Origin of the sequence: Bradyrhizobium sp. 190, assembly GCF_023073415.1 — a bacterium.
Taxonomy (GTDB): domain Bacteria; phylum Pseudomonadota; class Alphaproteobacteria; order Rhizobiales; family Xanthobacteraceae; genus Bradyrhizobium.
Genome location: NZ_JADPJL010000065.1, coordinates 234,367 through 248,407 on the forward strand (window position 1 = coordinate 234,367; position 14,041 = coordinate 248,407).

The following is a 14,041-nucleotide window of genomic DNA, read 5'->3' on the forward strand; positions in this document are numbered from 1 at the left end:
TGAAATTGCCGGTTTGTTTGCCTAATCGTTGAGCGACCCTAAAGGACCGCCGCAGGGCATACAAGCCAGCGCTGAAACAGGGCTGTCAGCCCGATTTCGCAAACACCACCTGACGCACGTCGATATTGCCGGACAGGAACCCCGCCTCGCAATATGCGAGGTAATACTCCCACAGCCGCCGGAAACGGTCGTCGAAGCCCGACGGCGTCAGATTGGGCCAGGCCGCGCGGAAATTGCTTCGCCAGATCGCAAGCGTCCTGGCATAATCTTGCCCGAAAATGCGTTCGCGGATGACGGGAACGCCGAAGCGTTCGCCGAGCGTTTTCAGGACCTGCGGCGAGGGCAGCATGCCGCCCGGAAAGACGTAGCGCTGGATGAAATCGACTTCGCGGCGATAGGTCTGGAACAGGCTGTCCTGGATGGTGATGGCCTGTATGCCGGCCAGCCCGCCGGGCAGCAGGCGGTCGCGCAACTGTGAAAAATAGTTCGGCCAGAATTGCTCGCCGACCGCCTCGATCATCTCGATCGAGGCGATCCGGTCATAGCGGTCGCGCTCGTCGCGATAGTCCTGCAGCCTGATCTCGACCTTGTCGCCGAGACCGGCATTGTGAATGCGCGCCTGCGCGAAATCGCGCTGCTCCTTGCTGATGGTGAGGCCGACGACTTTGGCGCCGAACGTCTTGGCGGCGTATTCGGCAAAGCCGCCCCATCCGCAGCCGATCTCCAGAAGCTTCTGGCCCGGCCGCAGATCGATGGCCTCGGCAAGCCGGCGATATTTGTTGTGCTGAGCGGCGGTCAGGTCTGCCGTGTCGTCCTCGAACAGCGCCGATGAATAGGTCATGCTGGGATCGAGCCACGCCGAATAGAACGCGTTGCCGATGTCGTAATGCGCATAGATGTTGCGGCGGGCCTGCCGCCGCGTATTGCGGTTGAGCCAGTGCCGGACGACCTGGAACGTGCGCGTCAGCGGTGTGCCGATCAGCATCTTCTGCATCCAGTCCTGATTGACGCAGAACAGATAGAGGAATTGCGTGAGGTCGGGCGTGTCCCATTCGCCGCGCAAATAGGCTTCCGCGATGCCGATGTCGCCGCCGCGCAGCAGCCGCGAGGCGAAGCCATAATCGTAAATCTTCATGGCAGCGGCGGGGCCTGGCGCATTGCCGCCCAGCCGCACAACGCGGCCGTCGGCCAGCGTCACGTCGAGCGTGCCATGTTGCAGCTTTGAACCAAAGCCCAGCGCCAGCCGGACCAGGCGGGGCAATTCCGGAAACGTCGCGTCTACGGTTTCCGATGTGACCGAAATCAACTCGGACATGGGCGATCCATCGAATTGCGGCTACCCGGACTTCGCATGGCCGATCGACCCTGCTTCAATCCTTGGCACGGGTGGACAACGCCGGCGAAGTATAATCGTTGCCTTTCCCAGTCGCCAAGCCGGTATTGAGGGCTGCGTCCCTCCGCGGCACCAGGCGAGCGCCCTTGAGCCAGAGCCGCAGTGCCTCCCAGTGGATCGCCGCCATGATCTTCATGGTGACCAGCGGGAGGGCGAAGAACGCGCGCAGCAACTCCCTGGTGTTGAGCGCGCGATGGCTGCCATTGAAAGTTGCAGCGAGCAGAGGGCCTTCGCGGTCGGTTTCCAGAATTCGCAACTGGACGCGCTCGCCTGGCGGCAGCACGCGAAAATGGTAGCGCATCGCCATCCCGATGAAGGGCGAGACGTAGAACAGCTTGTCCTGCTGCTGCCGCACGCCGGCGTCGCTGATTTCGCTCGATGTCACCGGCAGGACGTAAGGATGGATGTCGCCAAAGGTGTTGCGCACTTCATAAATCAGCAGTGCCAGCTCTCCATCAGCGCGATAGCAGAAATAGACGGAGAGCGGATTGAAGGTGTAGCCGAGCAGGCGGGGGTAACACAGCAGCAGCACCCGCCCGCCCGTGAGGTCGATGCCGCGCTCGGCCGCGCAACGTTGCGCGTAGGCGCGCAGGGATGATCCGTCCCGCCTGCCATGGTCGGTCTCGTGGAAGCTGTAGAGCGCCGCCCGGTTGACGCCGAACAGCGGCGATTGCCGGTCCGCGTCCGCCAGCCGGTCGAGATCGATCAAGAGGCTCATCACGCGATAGCTGAAGCGATGGCCCATCGGCTTCAGCCGCGCATGCATGACGCGGCCGACGTAAAGCGCCGCGGCGCCGGCGGGAGCGCCAGGTCGTTTTGATCCTGCCGGGGTTGCGCGCATGGCTACTCCGCGGCTTCCGCCAGTTCGGTCGGCGCTTGGCGCCATGGCGCCACCGCGCCGAGCGCCTCGGCGACCGCAAGGCCGGATCGCAATCCGTCCTCGTGGAATCCGTATCCGGTCCATGCGCCGCAGAACCAGGTATGTCGCCGGCCCTGAATTTCGGGCAGGCGCTTCTGGGCGGCAAAGGCGGCGGCATTATATTGCGGATGCTCGCACAGGTACTTGCCGAAGGTCAGCGTGGGATCGGGCGCGACCGGTGGGTTGAGGCTGACGAACAACGGCTTGTCGTCGTCGATGCCCTGCAGCTCGTTCATCCAGTAGGTCACGGACACATCGTTTTCGACGCTTGCCTGGCGCGGCCAGCGCAGGAAATTCCATGAAGCCCAGGCGCGCCGGCGCTTCGGCATCAGCGCGGGATCGCGGTGCAGATAGATCGTGTTGGGGGAATAGCCGATCGCGCCCAGTATGGCGCGCTCGCGGTCGTCAGCATCCGACAGCATTGCCAGTGCCTGGTCGCTGTGGGACGCAATCACGACATGATCGTAGGTGTTGGTCTTGCCGTGGCTGTCGTGGACGACGACGCCATGCGCGGCGCGCTCGATTGCGGTGACGGCGCAGCCAGGCTTGATCCGGTCGCGGAATGAAGCGGTGAGTTTTTCGACATAGTGCTGGCTGCCGCCTTTCACGGTGCGCCACACCGGGCGGTCATATTGCAGCAGACGATGGTTGGCGAAGAAGGCGACGAAATTCTCGGCCGGAAAATCCAGCATCTCGCTCGATGGCGCCGACCAGATCGCCGCGCCCATCGGCACCAGATAATCGGTCAACAGCCGCGGCGCGAAGTGGCGCGTGCGGAAGTATTCGCCGAGCGTCAGCCCGGCTAGTTTTCCGGCCGCGTAATCCTCGGTGCTCTGCTGGTTGAAGGTGAGGATGTCGCGCAGCATCCAGAGGTAGGAGGGCGACAACAGGTTGCTGGCTTGCGCGAACAATCCGCGTGCGGTCTCGAACCAGTTGTTGCCGCCGCCTTTCCACTCGAAGCGGCCGGTGTCCGCCGTCACCGCAAAGCTCATGCTGCTTTCGACGGTCTCGACACCGAGATGGGCGAACAGCGCGGTCAGGTCCGGATAGTTCAGTTCGTTGTAGACGATGAAGCCGATGTCGACCGCAAGCCGCACGCCGTCATAGTCGATGCTGACGGTATGGCTGTGGCCGCCGGGCCTGAGTTCGCGGTCGTAGACGGTGACCGGATAATGATTCGACAAGGTCCAGGCGGCGGCATTGCCGCTGATTCCCGTCCCGACCACCGCGACCCGCATTTTTGGCCCTCCATGGCACGCTGCGAGATACGGGGGGCTGTTCCCTGAGTTTCAAATCGGCCACAGGCACAGATTCGCTGTAGGACAGGCCGATGCGGGACGTCAGAACAGGGGAAAAACCTCAGAAAACCCCCATGAAATCTTCGTAAGATTTCGGCGATCCTGCCGCGTCCCGAGATTGTTCCAACCCCTATAAAATAAGGGTAAGTGAGCTAATTGGCGGCTGTTTTACGTGTCCAAACCAACGATCGGTGAAGGGCCGCGCGGGGCTGTCCGCGCCCCAGTCGCAAGGGTAGTATGGTGTTTCGGATCCAACGGAAGCATCACCCCGTGAACGTTACGCAGGCCATCAGGAGTAGCGCTCGTCGTGCGCCGAGCCGGGATTTGCCCGGTGGAGAACGGGTGTGACCCAGCGAACTGCAACTGCTGCGATAGATGGCTGGCTTGCTCTGGTTCCCGCTGGCAGGCGGCTGGCGCGATCCCTTGCGGTGCTTGGCCTCGTCGCCAGCTCGGCGGGCTGCATCCTGACCAAGGATCTTCCCGATCCTGCGCTCGACATACCCGAAGGTTACAAGGCGGCGGCGCGGCCTTCGAAGGCAGCGGATGCGCCGCCAACGCTCGACTGGTGGCGCGGCTTTCGTTCGCGGGAGCTAACGGGGCTGATGGAGGAGGCACAGACCGTCAATCTGGATATTGCCGCCGCCACCGCGCGGTTCAAGCAGGCCGATGCGCAGGCGCGAATCGCCGGCGCGGCGCTGTTGCCGAGCCTCAGCGGCACCGGTCAGGAAGCCTATTCCCGCACCTCGGGCTCCAGCGCCAGCGGCTTGAGCATTGGCGGCCGTGAGGTGGTCAACTATTCGGCCTCGCTGAGCGCCAGCTACGAGCTGGACTTCTGGGGCAAGAACCGCGACGCCGCGCAAGCCGCGGAAGAGACCGCGGTCGCCAACCGCTTCGATCGCGACGTCGTCGCGCTGACCACGCTGACGACGGTTGCCAACGCCTATTTCCAGGTACTGGCGGCGCAGGACCGGATCCGCACCGCGCAGCGAAACATCGCCAGCGCCGAGCGCATCCTCAATGCCATCAAGGAACGTCTCAGAGCCGGCACCGGCACCGACCTCGACGTCGCGCAGCAGGAAAGCGTGGTCGCCAACCAGCGCGCGCTGGTGCCGCCGCTGCGCCAGACGCTCGACCAGAACATCAACGCGCTGGCAACGCTGGTGTCGCGACCGCCGGAAGCGGTGCGCGTGACCGGCGGTTCGCTCAACCAGATCGCTTCGCCGCGCGTCACGCCCGGCCTGCCATCGGAACTGCTGACGCAGCGTCCCGATATCCGCCGCCAGGAAGCCCAGCTTGCCTCGGCGACCGCCAATGTCGGCAACGCCCGCGCGCAGTTCTTTCCGAGCATTCAACTGACCGGGCAGGGCGGCTATCAGAGCTCGGCGTTGACGTCGCTGTTTCAGCCGCACGCCGCGTTCTTCAGCATGGTCGGCAGCCTGACCCAGCCGATCTTCGACGGCGGCCGGATCCTCGGCAATTTCGAGTTCACCAAGGCGCGGCAGGACGAACTGCTGCAGACCTATCGCAAGACGGTGGTGCAATCCTTTGCCGATGTCGACAATGCCCTGATGTCGATCCGACAGACCACGGAGAGGCTGCGGCTGCAGCGCGAGGTGGTGGCGGCATCGCGGCGGGCCTTCGAATTGTCCGAACAGCAGCTGCGGGCCGGAACCGCCGATATCGTAACTGTGCTAAATACGCAGCAGACATTATTCCAGGCTGAAGATTTGCTGTGGCAGGCTCAACTGGCACGGCTGCTTGCGATCGTCAGCCTCTATCAGGCGCTGGGGGGCGGCTGGGAGCCCAGGATGGAGAGGCCGGTCAATGCTCTTTAAGCCGGAACTAAAGGACGACGCGAAGACGGCGGGCAAGCGCGTCGCGCGTGGCATTGGCCGGCGGATGGTGTCGCTAACGATCACGCTGCTGATCCTCGGCGGGCTCGGCTATCTCGGCTGGAACGCCTTTCAGCAGAAGCAGACCGGCCGTGGCGGGCCCGGCGCACGCCCCGACCTCCCGGTGCCGGTGCTGGCGGCTGTGCCGCGCACGCAGGATGTCCCTGTTTATCTCGATGCGGTGGGCTCGGTCCGCGCGCTGAACACGGTGACGGTGCGCGCCCAGGTCGACGGCAAACTGATCAAGGTGAATTTCGTCGAGGGCCAGGACGTCAAGAAGGACGACGTGCTCGGCGAGATCGATCCCGTAATCTATCAGGCGCAGTATGACCAGGCGGTGGCGAAGAAGGCGCAGGATGAAGCCCTGCTTGCCAACCAGAAGCTTGATCTGGCGCGCTATCAGCAGCTTGCGGCATCGAACGCCGGCTCCAAGCAGCAGGCCGATACGCAGCGCGCGGTGGTGGCCCAGCAGGAGGCGCTGGTAAATGCCGACCAGGCTGCGATCGACAACGCAAAGGCGACCCTCGGCTATACCAAGATCATCGCGCCGTTGTCGGGGCGCGCCGGCCTGCGCCAGGTCGACCAAGGCAACATCATCCGCGCGGCTGATGTAACGGGTCTTGTGATCATCACCCAGTTGCAGCCGATCGCGGTGCAATTCAGCCTGCCGCAGCAGCAGATCGTGCGGGTCAACGCCGCCGCCGGCAAGGGTGTGCTGGCGGTGGACGTGTTCGGCAATGACGGCGTGACGGTCGTCGATACAGGTACGCTCAAGGGCATCGACAACCAGGTCGATCCGACCACGGGCACACTGAAGCTGAAGGCCGAATTTCCGAACGCCAAGTTCCAGCTCTGGCCCGGACAGTTCGTCAATGTGCGGTTGAAGGTCGAAACGCTGGAGAAGGCGATCGTGGTGCCGACGTCGGCCGTGCAGCGCGGCCCGGCCGGCACGTTCAGCTATGTGATCGGCCCCGACAATGTCGCGACCGCCAAGCCGGTCGTGGTGACGCAGCAGAACGAAAGCGATGCCGTCATCGCGAGCGGCCTTTCCACCTCCGACCGTGTCGTGACGACAGGCTTTGCCAACCTATCCGACGGTGCCAGGGTCCTGATCGGCACCGACGACCGGGCGCCGACCGCCGATCTCGCGCCGCGCAAGCGCAGCCGCAGCCCTGACGCCAAGGGAGATGCCAAGGGTGGTCAGGGCAAGGATGGCGAGCACCGCGGCAAGCGCGAGCGCGGCGAGGGCGATCAGAAGGGACAAACCGGCCCGGCACCGGCCGAGCCATCGGGCGGCGCTGCGAAATCGCAGCCATGATCGACGCGCCGCACGCCCATAAATGAATTCGCAAGTGAGGACGCAACCATGAGCGTCTCCGAACCGTTCATCCGCCGGCCGATCGCGACCTCGCTATTGGGGATCGCGCTGATGATTGGCGGCGCGCTCGGCTATTGGGCGCTGCCGGTATCGGCGCTGCCGCAGGTCGATTTTCCGACCGTGCAGGTGACGACGCAGCTGCCGGGCGCCAGCCCCGACGTGATCGCGTCACTGATCACGGCGCCGCTGGAACGCCAGCTCGGACAGATTCCGTCGCTGTCGTCGATGCAGTCGACCTCCTCGTTCGGCGTCAGCCAGATTTCGCTGCAGTTCGACCTCAACCGTGACATCGACGGCGCCACCCAGGACGTGCAGGCCGCGATCAACGCCGCCGCGGGAATCCTGCCGAAAAACCTGCCGTATCCGCCGACCTACGCCAAGGTGAACCCGGCGGACGCGCCGGTCCTGACGCTGGCGTTGACGTCGGACACGATTTCGCTGCGCGCCATGAGCGATATTGCCGACACCATCCTCGGCCAGCGGCTCAGCCAGATTTCCGGCGTCGGGCGTGTTGCAATACTCGGCGGGCTCAAGCCCGCGGTACGGGTGCAGGCCGATCTGGCGCGGCTCGCCGCCTACGGCATCTCGATGGAGGATCTGCGCAACGCCATCGCGGGCGCCAACGTCTCCGGGCCGAAGGGATCGCTCGACGGCGCGCACCAAGCCTACACCATCGCCGCCAATGACCAGATCGCGGCGGCGGAGGCCTACAAGCCGATCATCATCGCCTACCGCAACGGCTCGCCCGTCACGATCGGCGACGTCGCCATCATCATCGATGGGCTGGAGAACGATCGCACCGGCGGCTGGTATCAGGGCACGCCGGCCGTAATCATCGACATCCAGCGGCAACCCGGCGCCAACGTGATCGAGGTGGTCCGGCAGATCCGTGCGGAAATTCCCAAGGTGCAGCGCGCGATTCCGGCGGGCGTCAACCTGACCATCGTCTCCGACCGCACCGTCACCATTCGCGCTTCCGTCCACGACGTGCAGTTCACGCTGATCCTTTCGGTGGTGCTGGTCACGCTGGTGGTGCTGCTGTTCCTGCGGTCGCTGCGCGCGACCCTGATCGCGGGCGTGGCGCTGCCGCTGTCGCTGATCACGAGCTTCGGCATCATGTATTTCGCCGGCTTCAGTCTCGACAATCTGTCGCTGATGGCGCTGACGATCGGCACCGGATTCGTGGTCGACGATGCCATCGTGATGATCGAGAACATCGTCCGCCACATGGAGAACGGCGAATCCGTGATGGAGGCGTCGCTAAAGGGCGCCAGCGAAATCGGCTTCACCGTGATTTCGCTCACCGTGTCGCTGATCGCGGTCTTCATCCCGCTGCTGTTCATGTCCGGACTGGTCGGGCGCATGTTCCGAGAATTCGCGCTCACGCTGACGATCGCGGTTGTGACCTCGGCGATCGTATCGCTGACGCTGACGCCGATGATGTGTTCGCGGCTGTTGAAACATGTCGGCGAGGAGATGACGGTCCCGGGGCTTGCCGCGGTCAGCCGCTTCATCGACCGCATGGTCGCGTTCTACCACCGTACGCTGTTATGGGTGCTGCAGCGCCAGCGCGCGACGCTGGTGGTGACGTTCGCGACCATCGCCGCGACGCTTGTCTTGTATGTGATCGCGCCGAAAGGCTTTCTGCCGCTGCAGGACACCGCGTCGATCACGGCGGTGACCGAGGCCGGGCCCGATGTTTCCTTTGCCGAGATGCAAAGCCGGCAGGCGACGGCGGCGGCCGCGATCCAGGCCGATCCTGACGTGGTCGGCGTGGTCTCCGTGATCGGGGCCGGATCAGTCAATCCGACCACCAATGTCGGGCGTCTGGTGATGACGCTGCGGCCGCGCGGCGAACGGCAAGACGACATTTCCGTCGTGGTCGACCGGCTGAAGCAACGCACCGCATCGATCCCCGGGATGACCATCTATTTCCAGCCGGTGCAGGACGTGCAGATCTCGACCCAGTCGAGCCGTTCGCAGTACCAGTATACGCTGACCGGCACCGATGCGGCGCAGGTGGCGCTGTGGTCGCAGAAGCTGGTTGCCGAAATGCGCCGGGATCCGCTGTTCCGCGACGTCTCGTCAGAAGCGCAGGAAGGCGGCTTGCGCGCCGCACTCAACATCGATCGTCAACGCGCGGGCCAGCTCGGCGTCAGCCTGCAGGCGGTCAACGACACCCTCAACGACGCCTTCGCGCAGCGGCAGATTTCGACGATCTACGGCCAGGCCAACCAGTATCGCGTGGTGCTGGAGGCGATGCCGATGTACCAGCGCGATCCGTCGATCCTGTCAAAGCTCTATCTCCCGGGGGCCGCGAGTACGACCGCAGGCGCCCCCGGCGCCCAGGTGCCGCTGTCGGCGGTGGCGACGTTGACCCGCACCACCGCGCCGCTGGCGATCTCGCATCTCGCGCAGTTTCCGGCGGTGTCGCTCAGTTTCAACCTCGCGCCCGGCGAGGCGCTGGGCGATGCCGTCGCGGCGGTCAAGAAGATCGAGACCAGCATCGGCATGCCCGGCAGTATCGTCGGTGTCTACGCAGGCGATGCGGCCGAGTTCTCGAAATCGCTGGCCGGCCAGCCTTGGCTCATTCTGGCGGCGATCGTCACCATCTACATCGTGCTCGGCGTGCTCTACGAGAGCTACATCCACCCGATCACCATTCTCTCGACGCTGCCGTCTGCAGGCGTCGGCGCCATTCTGGCGCTGATGCTGTTCGGGCAGGACCTGTCTGTGATCGGCCTGATCGGCATCATCCTGTTGATGGGCATCGTCAAGAAGAACGCGATCATGATGATCGATTTCGCGCTGGAGGCGGAGCGGCATCAGGGCATGTCGCCTCATGAAGCCATCGTGCAAGCCTGCCTGTTGCGGTTCCGCCCGATCATGATGACGACGCTGGCGGCGTTGTTCGGTGCGCTGCCGCTGGCGATCGAAAGCGGCACCGGCGCCGAGCTACGCTTTCCGCTCGGCATTTCCATCATCGGCGGCCTGCTGCTGAGCCAGGTGCTGACGCTCTACACGACGCCGGTGATCTATCTGGCGCTTGACCGGCTCAATCGCAAAATCGAGAAGGCAGTGCCGGATCCAGGGCCCCCCGGGCCGACGGTCGCCGGCGCGACCGAGGGGATGCAGTAGATGGCATCGATCTCGGAGCCCTTCATTCGCCGGCCGGTGGGCACCACGTTGCTGGCGATCGGGCTCTTTCTGGTCGGCATCGTCGCCTATGTCTTCCTGCCGGTCTCGTCGGTACCCAACGTCGAGTTTCCGATGATCCGGGTCTCGGCGACGCGGCCGGGCGCGGACCCTTCCGTGATGGCGGCCACCGTGGCAGCCCCCTTGGAGCGGCGGCTCGGTCAGATCGCCGGCATCGACCAGATCACCTCGACCAGTTCGCTCGGCACCACCAGCATCCAGCTTCAATTCTCCATCGGCCGCGACATCGACCGCGCCGCGCGCGACGTGCAGGCCGCGATCAACGCGTCGCTGGCCGATCTGCCGACCGACCTGCCGTCGCTGCCGAGGTTCCGCAAGTCCAATCCCGCGGCATCGCCGGTGTTCGTGCTGGCGCTGACCTCAAAAACCCTGACGACCAGCGCGATGTACGACGTCGCGGATACCGTGATCGCGCAGCGTATCTCGCAGGTGCCGGGCGTCGGCGAAGTCACTGTTTCTGGCGCCGACCAGCCGGCGGTGCGTATCGCGCTCAACCCCGTGGCGCTGTCGAATGCTGATATCGCCACCGACGACGTGCGGCTCGCGATCATCAACGCCAATCCACTGGGGCCGGTCGGGATCTTCAACGGCGGCCGCCAGAGCGAGACGATTTCGACCAACAAGCAGATGCGCACCGCGGCCGAATTCCGCGACATCATCATCAAGAGCTCGGCCGGCAATTTCGTTCGCCTGGCCGACGTCGCCGACGTCGAAGATTCCGTCCGCAACAGCCGCTCGATCGCCTGGTTCAACAAGCAGCCGGCGGTGCTGATCCAGATCACCAAGCAGGGCGACGCCAACGTGATCGACACTGTCGACCGGGTCCGGGCGCTGCTGCCGGAACTGAAAGAGTGGCTGCCCGCCGGGGTGGAGATTTCGACGCTCGTCGACCGCACCGGCACCATCCGCGCCAGCGTGCTCGACATGCAGTTCACGCTGCTGGCGACGGCGTTCCTGGTGATGGTGGTGGTGTTCGCGTTCCTGCGGCGGGTGACGCCGACCATTGCGGCCGGCGTCTCGGTGCCGCTGGCGCTGGCCGGCACCTGCGCCGGCATGTGGCTCGCGGGATTCTCGATCGACAATCTGTCGCTGATGGCGCTGGCGATCTCTGTCGGATTCGTGGTCGACGACGCCATCGTCATGATCGAGAACATGTACCGCAACCTCGAGCAGGGCATGGCGCCGTATCCGGCGGCGCTCGAGGGTGCCAAGCAGATCGGCTTTACCGTGCTGTCGATCAGCCTGTCCTTGATCGCCGCGTTCACGCCGCTGATCTTCATGGACGGGATCGTCGGCCGGCTGTTGCGCGAGTTCTCGCTGACGCTGACCTTTGCCATCGTGGTGTCGACCGTGGTCTCGCTCACGGTCACGCCGATGATCTGCGCGCACTACATCAAGGAGGCGACGTCGGACCGTGCGACCTGGTTCGACCGCCTGGTCGAGGGCACGCTGTCGCGCATCGTTTCTTTCTATACCTGGACGCTGCGGGTAGTGCTGGGCTTCCCGTTCCTGACGTTGGTCGTGTTCTTTGCGACCATCGCGCTGACGGTGGTGCTCTATATCAAGACGCCGAAGGGTTACTTCCCGACCGACGACAGCGGCTTTGTGATCGGCTCCACGCGGGCATCCCCCGACACCTCGTTCCAGGCGATGCTCGGGCTGCAGCAGCAACTGGCCGACATCGTCATGGCCGATCCGGCAGTCGCCAGCATCGGCTCGTCTCTCGGCGGCAGCGGCGGTCCGGGCGGCGGCTCCAACCGCGGCACCATGTTCATTAGCCTGAAGCCGCCCGAGGAGCGGGCAGGCATGTCGACGGCGCAAGTGATCGATCGTCTGCGCAGAAGTCTCTACCGGGTGGCCGGCATCCGCCTGTTCATGTTCGCGGCACAGGACATCCGTACCGGCGGCCGGCAAAGCGATTCCGACTATCAATATACGCTGTCGAGCACCGACCTCGACCTGTTGCAGAAATGGGCGCCGCTGGTCGCCAAGCGCATGGAGACGGTGGAGGGCATCACCGACATTTCCAGCGACCGCGACCCTGGCGGGCTGCAATTGTCGCTGGTGATCGACCGCAAGACCGCCTCGAGCCTCGGCGTTCGCGTCCAGGATATCGACAACGCCCTGAACAACGCATTCGCGCAACGACAGATCTCGATCATCTATACCCAGCGCAACCAGTACATGGTGGTGCTTGAAATAGACCCGAAATTCCAGAGCGATCCCTCAAATCTGGAGCGCATCTTCGTGGCTGGCGCCAATGACGCCCAGGTGCCGCTATCGGCCGTGGTGCGCTACCAGCGCGGCCTGTCGCCGCTCGCGGTGTATCACTCGCAATCGTTTCCCTCGACGACGGTCTCGTTCAATCTGCTGCCCGACGTGCCGCTGGAGGTCGCAACCACAAACATCCAGCGCGCCGTCGAGGAACTGCACATGCCGGAAGGCATCCGCGGCAGTTTTGATGGCAATGCCGGCGATTTCAACAAGACCAGCGGGCGGCAGCCGCTGCTGATCCTGGGTGCGCTGGTCGCGATGTATATCGTGCTCGGCGTGCTCTATGAGAGCCTGGCGCACCCGATCACGATCATCTCGACCTTGCCGTCCGCAGGCCTCGGCGCGCTGCTGGCGCTGCAGCTGACCAACACGCCGCTGACGGTGATCGCCTTTGTCGGCATCATCCTGTTGATCGGCATCGTCAAGAAGAACGGCATCATGATGGTCGATTTCGCGCTCGATGCCGAGCGCAATCGCGGCCTGTCGTCGGCGGACGCGATCTTCGAGGCGTGCCGCGCCCGCTTCCGGCCGATCCTGATGACGACGATGGCGGCCTTGTTTGCCGGCATTCCGCTGGTCATTGCCACCGGCCCCGGCACCGAGCTGCGCCGGCCGCTCGGCATCACCATCATCGGCGGATTGCTCGTTTCGCAGATCCTGACGCTGTACACGACGCCGGTGATCTACCTCCTGATCGACCGGCTGCGGCAGCGATCCCGGCCGGCCGCAGTCGCCGCGCCCGCCGAATAGAGCATTTTCGAGCGAAAGCCTGCCCCGGACTTGATCCGGGGTGGACTCCGGTTCGCGTGAAGAAAACGCGTCAAAACAAAAGACTAGAGCCCCGTTCTGATTCAATCAGAACCGGGCTCTAGTTGAATTACTGGCCACGAAGCGTATAGCGGGCGGATGTCAGAACAAGCCAATCCCAAGTTCGGCGTCCCCAAGCCCGGAGCCGCCGTGGAGGTGGTCCCGGACTGTCCGCATTGCGGCAAACCGCTGCCGCTCTGCATCTGCGACAGCGTCACGCCGATCGAAAGCAGGACCTCGCTCCTGATCCTGCAGCACCCGCAGGAGCAGGACAGGGCGCTCGGCACCGCGCGGCTGACGGCGATGCATTTCAAGGATGCGGTCGTCAAAATCGGCCTGTCCTGGCCAAGCCTCTCCAAGGCGCTGGGACGAACCGTGCACGATCCCTCGCGCTGGGCGGTGCTTTATCTTGGCTCGGCCAAGGTCGCCGATCTCGATACCGATGCCGAGATCGTCGCGATCAACCGCAAGGGCGAGGTCGAGCCGCACCAGCGCGCCATCCTCTCCGACATCGAAGGCATCGTGCTGCTCGACGGAACCTGGAGCCAGGCCAAGGCGCTGTGGTGGCGCAACGCGTGGATGCTGAAGTGCCAGCGGGTGGTCCTCGGACCCAAGCGGCCGTCACGCTACGGCAAGCTCCGCAAGGAGCCGCGCCGTGACGGCCTCTCCACCATCGAGGCCGCTGCCCTGCTGCTGGCGGGGCTCGAAAAGCGGCCCGAGATTGCGGAGGCGCTCAACGCCAGCTTCGATCGAATGCTGGCGCGGTATCGGGAAGTGCAAGCCGAGTTGCCCGAGCTCGCGCCCAAGCCGAAAAAGCGGGACTATCGTCGTCGCAAGCGAGCCTGACTTCCGATTTTTCAATCA

At 64.4% G+C, this 14,041-nt stretch carries 8 protein-coding genes; 5 read left to right on the top strand and 3 right to left on the bottom strand.

What is annotated here, in order from left to right; genetic code table 11:
• Nucleotides 1–85: 85 nt before the first annotated feature.
• Genes IVB22_RS33015 through IVB22_RS33025 form a run of 3 tightly spaced genes read right to left on the bottom strand, consistent with a single transcriptional unit; the run spans nucleotide 86 to nucleotide 3,550 of the window.
• Entirely contained in the window at nucleotides 86–1,315 is a 1,230-nt protein-coding gene (locus IVB22_RS33015; RefSeq protein ID WP_247521340.1) for a cyclopropane-fatty-acyl-phospholipid synthase family protein, read from the bottom strand.
• A 55-nt stretch (nucleotides 1,316–1,370) separates the two neighbouring features.
• On the bottom strand, nucleotides 1,371–2,234 hold the full coding sequence (locus IVB22_RS33020; protein WP_247521341.1) for a DUF1365 domain-containing protein: 864 nt from the start codon (nucleotides 2,232–2,234) through the stop codon (nucleotides 1,371–1,373).
• 2 nt (nucleotides 2,235–2,236) lie between these two features.
• Nucleotides 2,237–3,550, bottom strand: a complete 1,314-nt coding sequence (locus IVB22_RS33025) for an NAD(P)/FAD-dependent oxidoreductase (protein ID WP_247521342.1) — start codon at nucleotides 3,548–3,550, stop codon at nucleotides 2,237–2,239.
• Nucleotides 3,551–3,981: 431 nt separating this feature from the next.
• Between IVB22_RS33025 and IVB22_RS33030 the strand changes: the two genes are divergently transcribed.
• The 5 genes from IVB22_RS33030 (at nucleotide 3,982) to IVB22_RS33050 (ending at nucleotide 14,023) form a co-directional block, all read left to right on the top strand.
• Nucleotides 3,982–5,445 carry an efflux transporter outer membrane subunit gene (locus IVB22_RS33030; RefSeq protein WP_247521579.1) on the top strand — a complete coding sequence of 488 codons (1,464 nt, stop codon included), beginning with the start codon at nucleotides 3,982–3,984 and terminating at the stop codon, nucleotides 5,443–5,445.
• On the top strand, nucleotides 5,435–6,820 hold the full coding sequence (locus tag IVB22_RS33035) for an efflux RND transporter periplasmic adaptor subunit (protein ID WP_247521343.1): 1,386 nt from the start codon (nucleotides 5,435–5,437) through the stop codon (nucleotides 6,818–6,820). Before IVB22_RS33030 ends, IVB22_RS33035 begins: the two co-directional genes overlap by 11 nt.
• A gap of 48 nt (nucleotides 6,821–6,868) precedes the next feature.
• A complete protein-coding gene (locus IVB22_RS33040; protein WP_247521344.1) occupies nucleotides 6,869–10,018 on the top strand; it encodes an efflux RND transporter permease subunit in 3,150 nt (1,049 codons plus the stop codon).
• Nucleotides 10,019–13,120 (top strand): efflux RND transporter permease subunit, encoded by a 3,102-nt coding sequence (locus IVB22_RS33045; RefSeq protein WP_247521345.1) that lies wholly within the window; start codon nucleotides 10,019–10,021, stop codon nucleotides 13,118–13,120.
• A gap of 156 nt (nucleotides 13,121–13,276) precedes the next feature.
• Nucleotides 13,277–14,023, top strand: coding sequence for a tRNA-uridine aminocarboxypropyltransferase (locus IVB22_RS33050; protein ID WP_247521346.1), 747 nt, complete (start codon nucleotides 13,277–13,279; stop codon nucleotides 14,021–14,023).
• The last annotated feature ends 18 nt before the right edge of the window (nucleotides 14,024–14,041 follow it).